Annotated in this window: 15 protein-coding genes; 7 read left to right on the top strand and 8 right to left on the bottom strand. The window is 68.7% G+C overall.

Annotation, left to right across the window (positions count from 1 at the left end; genetic code table 11):
• Positions 1 to 7 precede the first annotated feature (7 nt).
• Together ORV05_RS34425 and ORV05_RS34420 are read left to right on the top strand one after the other, a co-directional pair.
• Complete coding sequence (locus ORV05_RS34425; RefSeq protein WP_268756043.1) at positions 8 to 298, top strand: saccharopine dehydrogenase family protein; 291 nt, start codon at positions 8 to 10, stop codon at positions 296 to 298.
• Positions 299 to 302: 4 nt separating this feature from the next.
• Positions 303 to 791 (top strand): hypothetical protein, encoded by a 489-nt coding sequence (locus ORV05_RS34420; protein WP_268756042.1) that lies wholly within the window; start codon positions 303 to 305, stop codon positions 789 to 791.
• On the opposite strand, the gene ORV05_RS34415 is transcribed toward ORV05_RS34420, so the two are convergent.
• The 3 genes from ORV05_RS34415 to pdxR form a co-directional block, all read right to left on the bottom strand.
• Positions 725 to 1,513: a hypothetical protein gene (locus ORV05_RS34415; protein WP_268756040.1), complete on the bottom strand. Its 789-nt coding sequence runs from the start codon at positions 1,511 to 1,513 to the stop codon at positions 725 to 727. The two genes, ORV05_RS34420 and ORV05_RS34415, sit on opposite strands and share 67 nt — an antisense overlap.
• Positions 1,514 to 1,535: 22 nt before the next feature.
• A complete protein-coding gene (locus ORV05_RS34410; RefSeq protein ID WP_268756039.1) occupies positions 1,536 to 2,201 on the bottom strand; it encodes a hypothetical protein in 666 nt (221 codons plus the stop codon).
• Positions 2,202 to 2,537: 336 nt separating this feature from the next.
• Positions 2,538 to 3,986 carry a MocR-like pyridoxine biosynthesis transcription factor PdxR gene (gene pdxR, locus ORV05_RS34405; RefSeq protein ID WP_268756038.1) on the bottom strand — a complete coding sequence of 483 codons (1,449 nt, stop codon included), beginning with the start codon at positions 3,984 to 3,986 and terminating at the stop codon, positions 2,538 to 2,540.
• A gap of 112 nt (positions 3,987 to 4,098) precedes the next feature.
• Here pdxR and ORV05_RS34400 point away from each other — a divergent pair, with 112 nt between their 5' ends.
• The gene (locus ORV05_RS34400) at positions 4,099 to 4,716 is read left to right on the top strand and encodes a mycothiol-dependent nitroreductase Rv2466c family protein (protein ID WP_326938107.1); all 618 of its coding nucleotides are present in this window, start codon (positions 4,099 to 4,101) and stop codon (positions 4,714 to 4,716) included.
• Positions 4,716 to 5,930, top strand: coding sequence for an MFS transporter (locus ORV05_RS34395; RefSeq protein ID WP_268756037.1), 1,215 nt, complete (start codon positions 4,716 to 4,718; stop codon positions 5,928 to 5,930). Before ORV05_RS34400 ends, ORV05_RS34395 begins: the two co-directional genes overlap by 1 nt.
• A 50-nt stretch (positions 5,931 to 5,980) precedes the next feature.
• Here ORV05_RS34395 and argS read toward each other — a convergent pair whose 3' ends face one another.
• Both argS and ORV05_RS34385 read right to left on the bottom strand, forming a co-directional pair.
• Positions 5,981 to 7,738, bottom strand: coding sequence for an arginine--tRNA ligase (gene argS, locus ORV05_RS34390; protein ID WP_268756036.1), 1,758 nt, complete (start codon positions 7,736 to 7,738; stop codon positions 5,981 to 5,983).
• Positions 7,739 to 7,848: 110 nt separating this feature from the next.
• Positions 7,849 to 8,193 carry a winged helix-turn-helix transcriptional regulator gene (locus ORV05_RS34385; RefSeq protein WP_456062023.1) on the bottom strand — a complete coding sequence of 115 codons (345 nt, stop codon included), beginning with the start codon at positions 8,191 to 8,193 and terminating at the stop codon, positions 7,849 to 7,851.
• Positions 8,194 to 8,325: 132 nt separating this feature from the next.
• On the opposite strand from ORV05_RS34385, the gene ORV05_RS34380 reads away from it, so the two are divergent.
• Together ORV05_RS34380 and ORV05_RS34375 are read left to right on the top strand one after the other, a co-directional pair.
• Entirely contained in the window at positions 8,326 to 8,979 is a 654-nt protein-coding gene (locus ORV05_RS34380) for an NAD(P)-dependent oxidoreductase (protein WP_268756034.1), read from the top strand.
• A 36-nt stretch (positions 8,980 to 9,015) separates the two neighbouring features.
• Positions 9,016 to 9,948, top strand: a complete 933-nt coding sequence (locus ORV05_RS34375; protein ID WP_268756033.1) for an LLM class F420-dependent oxidoreductase — start codon at positions 9,016 to 9,018, stop codon at positions 9,946 to 9,948.
• 76 nt (positions 9,949 to 10,024) lie between these two features.
• Here ORV05_RS34375 and ORV05_RS34370 read toward each other — a convergent pair whose 3' ends face one another.
• The gene (locus ORV05_RS34370; RefSeq protein ID WP_268756032.1) at positions 10,025 to 10,687 is read right to left on the bottom strand and encodes a hypothetical protein; all 663 of its coding nucleotides are present in this window, start codon (positions 10,685 to 10,687) and stop codon (positions 10,025 to 10,027) included.
• A gap of 112 nt (positions 10,688 to 10,799) precedes the next feature.
• Between ORV05_RS34370 and ORV05_RS34365 the strand changes: the two genes are divergently transcribed.
• Positions 10,800 to 11,603, top strand: a complete 804-nt coding sequence (locus ORV05_RS34365) for an inositol monophosphatase family protein (protein WP_268756030.1) — start codon at positions 10,800 to 10,802, stop codon at positions 11,601 to 11,603.
• Between the two features lie 9 nt (positions 11,604 to 11,612).
• Here the strand turns inward: ORV05_RS34365 and ORV05_RS34360 are convergent, their stop codons facing one another.
• On the bottom strand, positions 11,613 to 11,945 hold the full coding sequence (locus tag ORV05_RS34360; protein ID WP_268756029.1) for an STAS domain-containing protein: 333 nt from the start codon (positions 11,943 to 11,945) through the stop codon (positions 11,613 to 11,615).
• A 104-nt stretch (positions 11,946 to 12,049) separates the two neighbouring features.
• Entirely contained in the window at positions 12,050 to 13,324 is a 1,275-nt protein-coding gene (locus ORV05_RS34355; RefSeq protein ID WP_268756028.1) for an MFS transporter, read from the bottom strand.
• Positions 13,325 to 13,335 lie beyond the last annotated feature (11 nt).

Here is a 13,335-nt window from a genome sequence, read left to right as displayed (position 1 = left end):
CCTCCTCATGTCGGATCACCTGACAAAAGAGGTGTGGTTGCTCGGTGGGACGGGACGGACGGGGCGCGCGATCGCCGCGGGGCTGGCCAGCCGCGGGGCGCCGATCGTGCTCGTCGGGCGCGACGCGGGCAGGCTGGAGACCGCCGCTCGTACGGTGGGTGGACGGTGCGTCGTGGCGGGGTCGCCGACCGAGATGGCCGCGGCGATCCGGCGAGAGCGTCCCGCGGTGGCGGTCAACACCGTGGGTCCGTTTCAGCAGACCGCCGCCGTGATCGCCGATGCGGTGCTGGAGAGGTGAGGCGTTGGCCGCAACGCTCGTCGAAGGCCTGCCCGGAGTGGCGGGCGGCGGACGTTTCCAGGGACGGCGAATCGTCGACGGGCAACTCGCGCCCGCGCCGATCGGCGGTGAGCCGATGCGGCTGACCACACCGGACGGTGACAGGGTGACCAGCGCGTTGATGCCACTCGGCGAGCTGCTGGCCGCAGAGCGCGCGTCGCAGGCCCGTTTCGTCGGTGCTGCCTCGAACGAAGCGCCTTCCGGTGGGCTGCTGCGCCTGATCGTGCCGGCCGGGCTGATGCTGCTGCACATCGGACCGCTGCGCCGGTTCCTGACCCGGCGTCTGGCGGCGGTCAAGGTCTCCGACTCACAGCCAGGACGGGAGCCAGGCCGTCGACCTCCCCGCCATTCACGACGACCGGTCGACGGCCTGACTGCTCGAACCCGTCAGATGGCGCCGCTGTCGATGTCGCCCTTACCATACTGGTCGTACTTCGAGACCAGAGCATCGTGAATCGGCTTGTCCAGCGAGGCGCCCGGAAGTTTCACCGCGCCAAGGTAGGACCACAACCGGAACTGGATGTCACGCAAGGCGAAAACCAGCCAGTCCGTCACGGCCTTCTCACCATCGAAGAAGAAGAATGACAAGGAGTACGTGAGCGTGCCGTCGCGATCGTTCGCCGCGTAGCCGATCTGTTTGGCGACCTTACGCAGCGGGACACTCTTTCGGGTGAACAGTTGCGAGCTGACCTTGTTGCTGTCATCCGCCCAGGCGCGGACGCCGTCCACGGCGCTCTTGACGTAGCCTTCGGACCCGGCCGCGATCTGGTTCAGCGCGCGGTACACATACTGCGAAACACTGTTCCCGCCGCCGCTGCTCTTGAGGTCCGTCTGATCAAACCCGGGGATCAGCCATCCCATTTTCTGCAGCTCATTGGTCACGATCTTGAAGAATTCCACGGGGTGGTCGATGGAGTTGTCCACCCCCGGTGTTCCGTACTTCACTCCGAGGTCGTGGTTCGCCCTTCGCTCGGCGAACCACTGGGAAAGCGTGGCATCCTGCGTCTGAACCGGCTTCATCGACGGCGCGGAAACGACCATGGAACGCCCGTTGATCACACCCAGATTTGCTTGCTCGGTTCCCGCCCTGGCCTCCGGGACAAGCAGTTCCAGAGGCATTGTATCCAACTCGGAATCCAGAATATAGTCCACCGCGGAAGAAACGGTCTCCGTCATTTGAGAATACCTCTCAGGATTACTACTGGAACGATGCGCGGACTACAAGGTTTAATCTCTCTCCTATCTTTTTCGTGATTTTGTCCTTGACTTCCCTGAATCTTTTCTCGTTCAGCCGGTATCCATAGGCGGGCAGCCAGTAGGTGGTTCCCTGGTCGAACGGACTCCCCAGTCCCGGCGCCGGCTCCCGCGGGTAGCTGAGGACGAGGAACGCCAGGAACAGCTCACGTCCCTGATCGCCTGGCCCGACCTCGGCGAACATCCGGCAACGCACAAGCCGCTTCTCTCCAGGCCCGCCGTCGAGTGTGGCGTCACCGAAGGTGCCGGCCGCGGACATGCCGAGGCCCGCGAGCGGATCGAGAAGCCGCCAACCGAAGACGAGCGGAGCCGGAGTGGTGAACTTCTTGCCGACGAGGCCGAGTGCGGTCTTTTCCGGGGACACGGGCGCGAAGCCGGCGGAAACATCACTTCCGGTTTCCGCCCAGCCCTGCAGGCCGAGCTCGTTGCGAAAGGTCTGCAGCCACTGCTTCGGGTCCCGCCCCTCGGGCGCGTCCGAGTTGCTCCCCGTCCCGCCCTGCCCGGTGTCGTGTATTGCGCGCAACTGCGCATAGAGGATCGACACGGTCATTTCGTCGAATGACGGCGGCGATAGATGATCACCGACGAGCAGCGCCCGTGAGTTGATCACAGCTACAGCAGGGCATTCATATACCGATATCTTTCCTTCTGCCAATAACGCTTTTCGCGTACTCGCCGCGCTCGTGCTCGAGATAGCCATGGCAGCTCACAACTGGTTTCGGTTTCCATGCGGTCACCCAAGCATGGCACCCGCCAGGCGCCGATCTCGACACCTCGACCGGGTGAGCCTTACCGTTATTTCGTTGCCTACTCAATAATAAAAAGATGACCGGAGCAACCGATCCGGCGCGTCGTTGATCCAATTACCAGTCTTCGATCCCCGCAATTTCCCGATTGACAACAAGCGGGTGCTTCGCATCCGCATTCGCGTGTCATTGGTCGATGATCAGGGGCGTCGGAAATGGCGGGCAAGCAGCGTGAGGCCCTCGGCGATGTCGTCGGTGGCGATCCTGCCGTAGCCGAGGACAAGTCCGGGCTGTGGTCGGCCGTCGGCGTAGTAGGCCGCCAGGCGTTCGACGGCAATGCCTGAGGCGCCTGCCCTTTGGAGTACGGCGTCGATGTCGATGGCGGTGTCCGGCTTGAGTCGGGCGGACAGGTGCAGGCCGGCGGAGGAAGGCACCGTGTCGAACCATTCGGCGAACTCGGTGTGCAGCGTCGCCACGATGCGTTCGCGCCGCTCGGCATAGACGCGGGTGGCCCTTCGGACGTGCCGGGAGAGTTCGCCGGAGTCGATGAAACGGGCGAGAGCCGCCTGCCCCACGTATTCGCTGTGCCAGTCGGTGAACTGCTTGGCGGCGCGCAGTGCCGGTCGCAGCGAGGCCGGAGCTATCAGGAAACCGAGCCGCAGTATCGGCAGCAGTGTCTTGGAGAACGTGCCCACGTAGATGACCTGGCCGGTGCGGTCGAGGCTCTGCAAGGGTTCCAGGGGGCGGTCGCCGAAGCGGAACTCGCTGTCATAGTCGTCCTCGACGATCACGGCGCCGCGGTGGGACGCCCATTCCAGCAGCGACGCCCGCCGGGCCGGTGACATCGGCATGCCCAACGGGAACTGGTGGGAGGGTGTGACGTACACCAGGCGGACGGTGTCCGGCAGCGCGCTCACGACCAGGCCCTCGTCGTCCACGGGCACTCCGACGACCCTGGCGCCCAGTGAGCGGAACAGCAACCGCGCCGCCGGATAACCGGGCTCCTCGACGGCGACGCTGTCGCCCGGTTCGATCAGGACCCGGCCGATGAGGTCGAGTGCCTGCTGGGCGCCCTGGGTGACCAGCACGTCGTCGGCGCAGGCACGGACGGACCGGGACACTCCGACGTACCGGGCGATGGCCGCACGCAGGTCGGCGTGCCCGGCGGTTTCCGCGTAGCCGGAGATCGTCCGGACCGCCGAGGCTCGAAGCTCTCCGGCGACCAGCCTGCGCCAGGTGGCGAAGGGAAACAGGCCGGGGTCCGGCGTGCCGACCCGGAAGTCGTGGACGGGCGGCGGGACGCTGGAGGTGGCAGTGGTAACGGCGTTCCAGATCGGACGGGGCTGGACGCCACGTCCCGTCGGTGCCACCCGGGAACGGGACCGGGCACGTGCGGCTCGTGGCGCAACCGGTTCGGTCCCCACGAAGGTACCGGCGCCGACGCGGGCGACCACGAATCCCTCGGCCGCCAGGCGCTCGTAGGCGACGGACACCGTGTTGCGGGCGACGGCGAGCCTGAGGGCGAGTTCCCGCGTGGGCGGCAGGCGTTCTCCCGGGCGCAGCCTGCCGTCCAGGATCGCGTCGGCCAGTTGCCGGTAGATGCGGGAGGCGAGGTCACCGGAATCCGCGAGCGAGACGTGGACGTCCACGGCAGGACCCTACATTGGCTCAATCAGTCTTGGGGAAATTGGCGCTTCTACAGGCCAATCTCGGGTCGTTGAATGTCTGCAGGCAAGGAAAGAGCGATCGAGGAGTTCCCCTGTGACCACCGCCGACATGTGGTTCGACCCGAAATGCCCGTGGGCCTGGAACGCTTCGCGTTGGCTGCTCGAGGTGGAACGGGTCCGCGACGTGGAAGTGCGTTTCCACGTCATGAGCCTGTGGCTGCTCAACGAGGGCCGCGAGGGGCTCGAGGCGTGGTACGAGCGCTGGCTGGCCGACACGCTGGGCCCGGTCCGGGTGCTCATCGCCGCGGAGCAGAAGTACGGCACGCCGGTGCTGCGGGACCTCTACACGGCGTTCGGCAACCGGATCCACCACGAGAAGGCGACGATCGGCCGTGACCTGTACCTCGGCGCGCTGACCGAACTGGGCCTGGCCGAGGAGTTGGCCGACGCCGCCGAGAGCACCGGCTACGACGAAGCCCTGCGGGTCAGCCACCGCGCGGGCCTCGACCCGGTCGGTGAGGATCTCGGCACTCCGGCCATCCACGTCACCGGGCCGGACGGAACCGTCAACGCCTTCTTCGGACCGGTGGTCAGCCCCGTGCCCCGCGCGGAAGCGGCCGGGCGGCTCTGGGACGGCGTACTGAACGTCTCCGGCACGCCGGGATTCTTCGAGCTCAAACGCGGTCGCACCGAGTCCCCTCGCGTCTCCTGATGTCCCGGATCGTGCCGCCCGCCGGGCCGCTGCGGGTGCTGGCCTTGGCACAACTGGCCAACTCCGTCGGCGATGGCGCTTTCTACGCCTGCTCGGCGCTGTTCTTCACCCGCCTCGTCGGACTGTCCCCGACCCAGGTCGGGCTCGCGCTGACGCTGGCGTGGGCGGCCGCGATGCTGGCCGGGGTACCGCTCGGATGCCTCACCGACCGCTGGGGGCCGCGCCGCACCACGGTACTGCTGTCCGTGGCGACGGCTTCGGCCCTGAGCGCCTTCCTGGTCGTGCGGTCGTTTCCACTCGTCCTGCTCGTCGTCTGCGGATACGCCTGCTGCCAGGCGGGCCTGGCCTCGGCCCGACAGGCGCTGCTGGCCGGATCGGTGGCCCCGGAAGAGCGGACCAGGGCACGGGCGCACCTGCAGTCCACGCTCAACGCGGGACTGGCGATCGGCGCCGGACTGGGCGCGCTGGCGCTCTCGGTCGGCACCCGGCCGGCGTACCTGGCAGTCTTCGTCGTCGACGCGGTGAGTTTCCTCGCTGCCGCGCTCGTGCTGCGCCGACTGCCCGAGACACGGCCCGCGCCGAAGGCACCCGCCGCCGAGCCGCGACTGGCCGTGCTCCGCGATCGGCCGTACACCCTGGTCACCCTGCTCAACGCGATCATGTGCCTGAACATGCCGCTACTCAGCCTTGGTCTGCCGATGTGGATCGTGCAGCGGACCGGTGCGCCCGCGGCGATGGCCGCGGTGCTGCTGGTGGTCAACATGGTGGGCGTGGTGGCGTTCCAGGTGCCCGTGGCCCGGCGGGTGACCGGCCTGCGCAGCGCCACCCGGGCAACCAGGCACGCCGGCGGACTGATGCTCGTCGCCTGCGCGCTGTACTCGCTGTCCGGAGCCGGTGTCGGGGCCGAAGCCGGAGTGGTCATCCTGATCGTCGCCGCGGTGGTCCAGGTGTTCGGCGAGATGTTGCAGGGTGCGGGCAGCTGGGAAATCGGCTTCGGACTGGCACAGGCGGACAGACAGGGCCAGTACCAGGGCTTCTTCGGCATGGGGCCGCAGATCGCCAGGATGCTCGGCCCGGTGCTCCTGACCGCGCTGCTGATGAATTGGGGCGCACCCGGATGGTGGGCACTCGGTGGTCTGTTCCTGATCGCGGGAGCCGCCTTCGGTCCGGCCGTGCGCCGAGCCGAGACCGACCTCGGCATCGTCGCGCCCTGAAGGAAGCATTTACTCCGGTTGGCCGCCAGGCTCAATCGCGAGCACCGACTTCACATGCGTTCTGGTGCGGCGATACCGAGAAGGCCGAGCCCGTGCTTGAGGGTGCGCGCGGCGAGCGTGCACAGCGCGAGCCGGTTGCCGCGGACCGGTTCTTCGGCTTTCAGCACGGGGCAGGCTTCGTAGAACGTGGTGAAGTCGCGGGCGAGGTCGTAGAGATATCCACACAGGCGGTGCGGTTCGAGCGCGTCGCCGACCTCGGCGAGGGTGGTGCCGTAGGCGTCGAGTTCCAGGGCGAGGGCGCGTTCGGCCGGTTCGAGGGGGACGGCGGGGTCGATCTCGCTCTCCGGGTCGCCTGCGTTCCGCAGGATGGATCGGATGCGCGCATGGGCGTACTGGAGGTACACGCCGGTGTTTCCGGTGAACGACACCATGCGGTCGAGGTCGAAGGTGTAGTCCTTGACGCGTGACGTGGACAGGTCGGCGTACTTGACCGCACCGATTCCGGCCTGTTCGGCGATCCGGTCGAGTTCGGCGGGGTCGAGGCCGGGGTTTTTTTCGGCGACGACGGCGCGGGCGCGGGCCACCGCGTCGTCGAGGAGGGCCATGAGCCGCACGGTGCCCCCGGCGCGGGTTTTGAAGGGGCGTCCGTCCGGGCCGAGCACGGTGCCGAACGGGACGTGTTCGGCCGCGACCGTGTCGGTGAGCCATCCGGCGCGGCGGGCCGCTTCGAAGATCAGCCGGAAGTGCAGCGCCTGACGGGAATCCGTGACGTAGAGCAGGCGGTTGGCCTTGAGGTCGTGGATGCGGTAGCGGATGGTGGCCAGATCGGTGGTGTCGTAGCCGTAACCGCCGTCGCGCTTGCGAACCATGAGCGGCACGGGATTGCCCTCGGCTCCGGTGACCTCTTCGGAAAAGACCACCAGCGCTTCGTCGCTTTCGACCGCGATTCCGGCGTCGACGAGTTCGGTGATGGTGTCGCCGAGCAGGGAGTTGTAGAACGACTCGCCGACGGAATCTTCCGGGGTGAGCAGCACGCCGAGCCGGTCGTAGATGTCGCGGAATGCCTTTTCGGATTCGGCGACGATCTCCTTCCACTTGGCGAGCGTGGCGGGATCACCGGACTGGAGGGCGACCACCCGTGACCGGGCGCGGTCGGCGAAGGCCGGATCGGCGTCGAACTCCTTGCGCGCGGCCTTGTACAACTCGTCCAGCGCGGACACGGCGGACGTGTCGCCGGAAAGTTCGTCGTGGTGCCAGGCGGTCTCGGGGTGCTCGTCCAGGTACTGGATCAGCATGCCGAACTGGGTGCCCCAGTCACCCAGGTGGTTCTGGCGGATGACCTCCGCGCCGAGGAAGCCGAGCACACGGGCGAGGCTGTCGCCGATGATCGTGGTGCGCAGGTGCCCGACGTGCATTTCCTTCGCGATATTGGGCGCGGAATAGTCGAGGACCGTGCGCCGCCCCTCCTCCGGGGTATCGACACCCAAACGAGAACTGGCCAGGCGCGCGGAAACCTGCCCCCACACCGCCCGATCGGGAACGGTGAGGTTGAGGAAGCCGGGGCCGGACAACTCGACGGCACCGAGCGGCCCGCCGTCGAGTGCGGCGGCCACCTGGGTCGCGAGTTCACGCGGCTTGGCACCGACGCGCTTGGCCAGGGCGAGTGCCGCGTTGGACTGGAAGTCGGCGTGCTCGGAGCGACGCACCACGGGGTCCGATCCCGCCAGTTCGGGACGTGCGCGCTCGATCGCCTCCGACACGGCGTCGGCGACCTGACCGAGCAGTGGCAGCACCACGTGGCTGTTCACGGAGACCCTTCTTCCTTTGCGCGCCTTGCGAGTTCATCGGCGACTGGAATCAGTCTCCCAGGTCGAACCCGTTGGTCGCGATCGGATCACTCACCAGAGACAGCTGCGGCTCAGTGTGCAGCGCTTTCGTGGGCTTGGCGGGCGGCCAGTAGTTCGGGCAGGTGTTCGCGGGTCCAAGCGCATTGGGCTGCCATCGGTTCGAAGAGGGTGCGGCCGAGCGGAGTCAGCTCGTACTCGACCCGGGCCGGGATTTCGGGGTAGACGGTGCGCGTGATCATCCCGTCTCGTTCCAGCGCCCGAAGCGATTCGGTGAGCACCTTGGGCGTGATGCCCCGCAGGGGCACCCGCAGTTCGGTGAAGCGGCGGGGTCCCGACTCCAGGCAGGTGATGATCTTGGCGGTCCACTTGTCGCCGATCCGCATCGGCGCCGCGACGGGGGAACAGTCGGCGAACATCTCGGGGTCCAGCGGCTCACTCACGGTGTCCACGGTACGTAACTATCGTTGCGGAAACCAAGGTGTCGTCACATAGCGTTCGCGGCGTCGGCGGGTGATCGAGTACCCGCCACGTCGAACGGAGCCACCACCATGAGCAGGATCGTCGTTTTCGGTGCCGGTGGGCGGGCCGGGCGCCACACGGTTGCCGAGGCCGCGTCCCGGGGCCATCAGGTCACCGCCGTCGTGCGCGACCCGGATCGGCATCCGGACCTGGCCGCTGCCGGGGTGACCGTGGTCGCCGGTGACGTCACCCGGCCGGACAGTGTGGCCGAGGTCGCGGCGGGCCACGACGCGGCCGTGAACGCGGCGGTTCGGCTTGACGTGCCGTCGGAGACCTTCTTCCCGCCTGCCGCCCGCGCCCTGCTGGACGGGCTGCCGCGCGCCGGTGTCGCGCGGCTGGTCGCGATCGGGATCGGCACGATGCTGGAGACCGCGCCCGGTGTCGCGGTGCACGACGACCCCGGCTTCCCGCCGGAGCACAGGGCCTTCTCGCTGGGGCACGCGGCCGGGCTCGCGGTGCTGCGTGACGCGGACACCGACCTCGACTGGGTGGTACTGGCCCCGCCGCCCGTCGTACTGGACAACGAAGCGGCGCGCACCGGCCGTTACCGGACCGGTGGCAGCCGGATCATGCCCACCGACTCCGGCTCGGCCTCGTTCTCCTACGCGGACCTCGCCGTCGCCCTGATCGACGAGATCGAAACCCCCAAGCACCACCGCGCCCTGGTCGCAGTGGCGCCCTGACTCCCGCTGGACACCGCGTGAAACGAGGAGCGTGCCATGCGCATCGGAACGAACGTCGGCATGGAAATCGACGGCCCCAAGACGATGACGGACATCGTCGACGAGGTTCGTCGCGCCGCTGAGCTGGGACTGGGGGGCGCGTGGTGGGCCGAGCGGCACACCGCCGACGCGCTCACCGCCGCGACGGTCGCTGGTCTCGCCGTGCCGGGACTGCCACTCGGAACGGCCGTCGTGACCACCTATCCGCGCCACCCGCTGACTCTGGCAGGCCAGGCCCTGAGCGTGCAGGCAGCCGTCGGCAACCGCCTCACGCTCGGCATCGGACCTGGTCACCGGGAGCGCGTCGAATCGGTGTTCGGGCTGCGTTTCGAGCACCCGGCACGGCATACCCGTGAATATCTCCGCGTTCTCATGCCCCTGCTACGCGGCGAGACGGTCGAGTTCGACGGCAAGATCTACCAGGTCGCCGGACAGACGCGGACGCCTGGCGCGCAGGCGCCCTCCGTGCTCCTTGCCGCATTGGGCCCTGTCATGCTGCGTGTCGCCGGCGAACTCGCCGACGGGACCGTCGTCGTGTGGACCGGCCTGCGCACGATCGGAACGCATGTGGTGCCGGGAATCACCGCGGCCGCCGAGGGCGCGGGGAAGCCTGCGCCACGGATCGTGGTCAACCTGCCCATCGCCGTCACCGACGACCCCGATCTGGCCCGAGCCTGGATCGGCGAGCACTTCGGCAGAGCCGGTCTGGTGCCGAGCTACCGAGCGCTGTTCGAGCGAGAGGGCGTACGCGGACCAGCGGATGTCGTGGTAGTCGGCGACGAACATGCGGTGGAACGGCAACTGCGCGCCTACGCCGACGCCGGCGCCACCGAGTTCATCGCCGTTCCGTTCGGATCGCCCGAACAGATCAACCGGACCCTCACCTTCCTCGGTCACGTCAACCGTGCAACGACCGGATCGGAGGCGTGAGCGCCGTCGTCCACAGTGGAGTACCGGTGGGAGTCCGACGAGGGCTTCGCCGGACTCCCACCGGCCTGCGTTCGGCTCAGGGGAGCCATTTGTCGAAGACGTACTTGACGGCTTCGCGAGCCAGCTCCTCTTCGACGGCCTTGCCCACGGCGCTTTGCGACGGCGGTTTCGGGTCGGCCACCGGTGGACCGGTCCACCACATCGGCTCACCGCCCGGCAGGGCGGCGAGGCCGCCGAACCGCAGATCGCCGACGAACCAGATCAGGCCCCGGCCGTCGGTCAGCCCGGTCCAGCCGGCGTCCGGGACCAGGCAGCGGAATTCGCGCGCGACGGTTCCGTCGGGGGCGAGGAGAAGCAGCCTCCGCTGGGGTTGTCCCGAGATTTCCTCCAGACGACCCGGCCAGGCCTGCCAAGGGCCACGGCGCACCGGTTCCATCATACGGACGACAGCCTGGTTCTCGGCCTTCTTGCCGTCTGCGACCGCTTGCCCGAACCCGAACGCCGCCAGTGCGGACACCGCTATTCCGACCGGAAGTATCCATCCCGCCTGTGCGGACAGGGCGATGACCACCGTCGCCACCAGCAACACCCAAAAGCAGCCGTTGCCGACGTTCTTCTTGACCTGGTCCGGATCTTTCCGCGAGGCGGCGATCCGCTGGTCCACCATGTCCTGGACAGCCGGTGTCATCTCGACCGCCGGTCGTGGCGAAATCTGGTAGCCGAACTCCTCAGCCAGCACGAAAACCCCCCAATCGCAACCAATGTAGTAGCCGGAAAGCGGCGGCGCGAGACCCTGGTGGCGGCTGTTCGTGCCCGGCCCGGATTGGCGTGCCCCCGGTCGATCCGATGGGATGGACCCCGTGAACGACCTCGCCGAACTGCTCGACATCGCCTGGGACGCGGCCGAGATCGGCCGTCGCCTGATGACCACCACGAGCCCCGGCCGGATCAGCGCGAAAAGCGATCGGGACCTGGTCACCGAACTGGATGTGCGGATCCAGCACGAGATCCGCGACCACCTCCGGCGCGCCACCCCCGGCTTCGGCTTCCTGGGTGAGGAGGACGGCGGCGGGGTGCTCGCGAGTGCGGGGCCGGTGTGGGTGCTCGACCCGATCGACGGGACCTCCAACTTCGCGCACGGTCTGCCGCTCTGCGTCACCTCCCTCGGACTCGTCGACGACGGGGAGGCGGTCGTGGGTGTCGTCGTCGCGCCGTTCCTCGGCCTGGCCTACCACGCCATGAAGGACGGCGGCGCCTACGTCAACGACGCACGCATCCACGCCCGAACCAACGATGAACTCGGCCGCGCCATCGTTTCCCTCGGTGACTACGACACCGGCCCGGACGCCGCCGAGGGGAACCGCCGCCGGTTCGCGATCACGCGGACGCTCGCCGAGAACGTCGAGCGGGTGCGGATGGTCGGCTCGGCCGCGCTCGACCTCGTGTGGGTCGCCGACGGCCGCACCGATGCCTGCGTGATGCTGTCCAACAAGCCCTGGGACACCGCCGCGGGCGTGGTCATCGCGCGGGAGGCCGGTGCCGTGGTCACCGACCTCCGCGGAGCGCCGCACACCTTCTCGTCCGGCGAAACCGTCGCCATCAGCCCGAAACTGGCCGATCCGCTGCGAGCACTGCTCGCTCGCGCGACGAACTGAGGCTCGCGATCAGGCGACCACCGGGGGAACGGAGAGCAGCTTGCCCAACCCGGTCACCTGCAGGGCGCGAAGGACGGCGCGGCTCGCCTTGACCTCCACCGGCACACCCAGCTCCAGGAACCGGCGTTGCGCTTCGGCCAGCACCTCGGCCCCGGCACAGCTGAGAAAGTGGACCTGCTGGAGTTCGAGGACGACCGCGCCTTCCGCGACCGCGCACGCGAGCACCTGGCGCAACTGGCGGGCGAACCGGTCGAGGGTGAGCGCGTCGACCTCTCCCTCGACCCGCAGGATCAGCGCCTTTCCCGCCGGTGATCCCTCGACCCGGATGCGCAGGTTCTCCATCGCCAACCCCTCCTTCGTGGCACAGGCCCGCGCCGACGCTACGGACCGCAGACCTCACCAGATAGAGGCGAAGGTCGTCGATAAGTCGACAACGATGAGCGGTTTCAGCTCCGGTCGGATTCGGTGACCGGCGGGACCTCCGGCGCGACCGGGCGCGGAATGAGCCGCTGGGGCCCGGGAATCCGGGGCAGCACGCACAGCCCGAGCACGGCTGCCGCCAGGCAGGCCGCGGCCCCGAGACCGAGCCCGGCGCGCGGCCCGAAGAACTGGGCGACCACGCCGACGATGGGCCCGCCGATCGGTGTGCTGCCGAGGAAGGTGACCGACCACAGCGCCATCACGCGGCCGCGGAAACTCGGCCGCGTGATCAGCTGCAGGGTGGTGTTGCCGGTGGCCAGGAAGGCGGTGCTGCCCACCCCGACCAGTGCCAGCGCGGCGAGTTCGGCGGGCAGCGACGGCGCCACCGTGGCCACCCCCAGTGCGAGACCGAACCCGGTCGCGCCGATGACCAGCGGCAGCACCCCGGCTCGGCCTCGCGCCGCCACCGCGAGGCCACCGGCCACGGCCCCGGCGCCCATGGCCGCGGTGAGGAAACCGTAGGTCCGCGCGTCGCCGTGCATGGCGACACGGGCGAACAGCGGAAGCACCACCTGGAACTCGTAGGCGAGCGTGCCGACCAGCGCCATCATGGTCAGCGGCACCCACAGGCCGGCGGTGCCGCGGACGTAGCGCAGCCCCTCGGCGAGTTGCCCCGGCCGGGACGGCACCGGGCGCGCCGGATGCAGCCGGTCCACCCGCATCCGCACGAGTGCGAAGAGCACGGCGACGAAGCTCACCGCGTTGGCCAGGAAGCACATCCCGACGCCGACCCCCGCGATGAGCAGGCCCGCGACCGCCGGACCGACCGCGCGCGCCGTGTTGACCAGCACGCTGTTCAGGCTCACCGCGTTGCCGAGCAGGTCCTTTCCCACGACCTCGGGCACGAAGGTCTGGCGCGTCGGGTTGTCCACCGCGTTGACCGTGCCGAGGGCCAGCGCGAACACCACGACCATCCACAGGCGCACCAGATGCGTCACCGTGAGCAACCCCAGCAGCAGGGCCAGCGTCGCGAGCGCACTCTGGGTGAACAGCAGCAGGCGCCGTTTGTCGGACCGGTCCGCGATCAGTCCCCCGTACGGTCCGGCGAGCAGCACCGGCAGGAACTGCGCGGCGATCACCAGCCCGAGGACGGTTCCGGAACCGCTCAGTTCGAGGACCAGCCAGGACTGTGCGACCGACTGCATCCAAGTGCCGGTCAGGCTGACCGCCTGGCCCGCGAAGTACAGGCGGAAGTTCGGGACGCGCAGTGCGGCGAAGAGCCGCTGCCGCTTCTCGCTCATCTCCCGGCCCT

The sequence above is a fragment of the Amycolatopsis cynarae genome, from assembly GCF_026802195.1.
GTDB classification, from domain to species: Bacteria; Actinomycetota; Actinomycetes; order Mycobacteriales; family Pseudonocardiaceae; genus Amycolatopsis_E; species Amycolatopsis_E rhizosphaerae.
Note: the sequence above shows the minus strand (reverse complement) of the source record. Positions and strands in the feature narration are given on the sequence as shown.

Bases quoted from the DNA above. Each gene is read 5' to 3' on its own strand.
- ORV05_RS34425 (WP_268756043.1), top strand. From the start codon at position 8: ATGTCGGATCACCTGACAAAAGAGGTGTGGTTGCTCGGTGGGACGGGA.
- ORV05_RS34415 (WP_268756040.1), bottom strand. From the start codon at position 1,513: ATGACGGAGACCGTTTCTTCCGCGGTGGACTATATTCTGGATTCCGAG.
- ORV05_RS34395 (WP_268756037.1), top strand. From the start codon at position 4,716: ATGTCCCGGATCGTGCCGCCCGCCGGGCCGCTGCGGGTGCTGGCCTTG.
- ORV05_RS34385 (WP_456062023.1), bottom strand. From the start codon at position 8,193: ATGTTCGCCGACTGTTCCCCCGTCGCGGCGCCGATGCGGATCGGCGAC.
- ORV05_RS34380 (WP_268756034.1), top strand. From the start codon at position 8,326: ATGAGCAGGATCGTCGTTTTCGGTGCCGGTGGGCGGGCCGGGCGCCAC.
- ORV05_RS34375 (WP_268756033.1), top strand. From the start codon at position 9,016: ATGCGCATCGGAACGAACGTCGGCATGGAAATCGACGGCCCCAAGACG.
- ORV05_RS34365 (WP_268756030.1), top strand. From the start codon at position 10,800: ATGGACCCCGTGAACGACCTCGCCGAACTGCTCGACATCGCCTGGGAC.
- ORV05_RS34360 (WP_268756029.1), bottom strand. From the start codon at position 11,945: ATGGAGAACCTGCGCATCCGGGTCGAGGGATCACCGGCGGGAAAGGCG.
- ORV05_RS34355 (WP_268756028.1), bottom strand. From the start codon at position 13,324: ATGAGCGAGAAGCGGCAGCGGCTCTTCGCCGCACTGCGCGTCCCGAAC.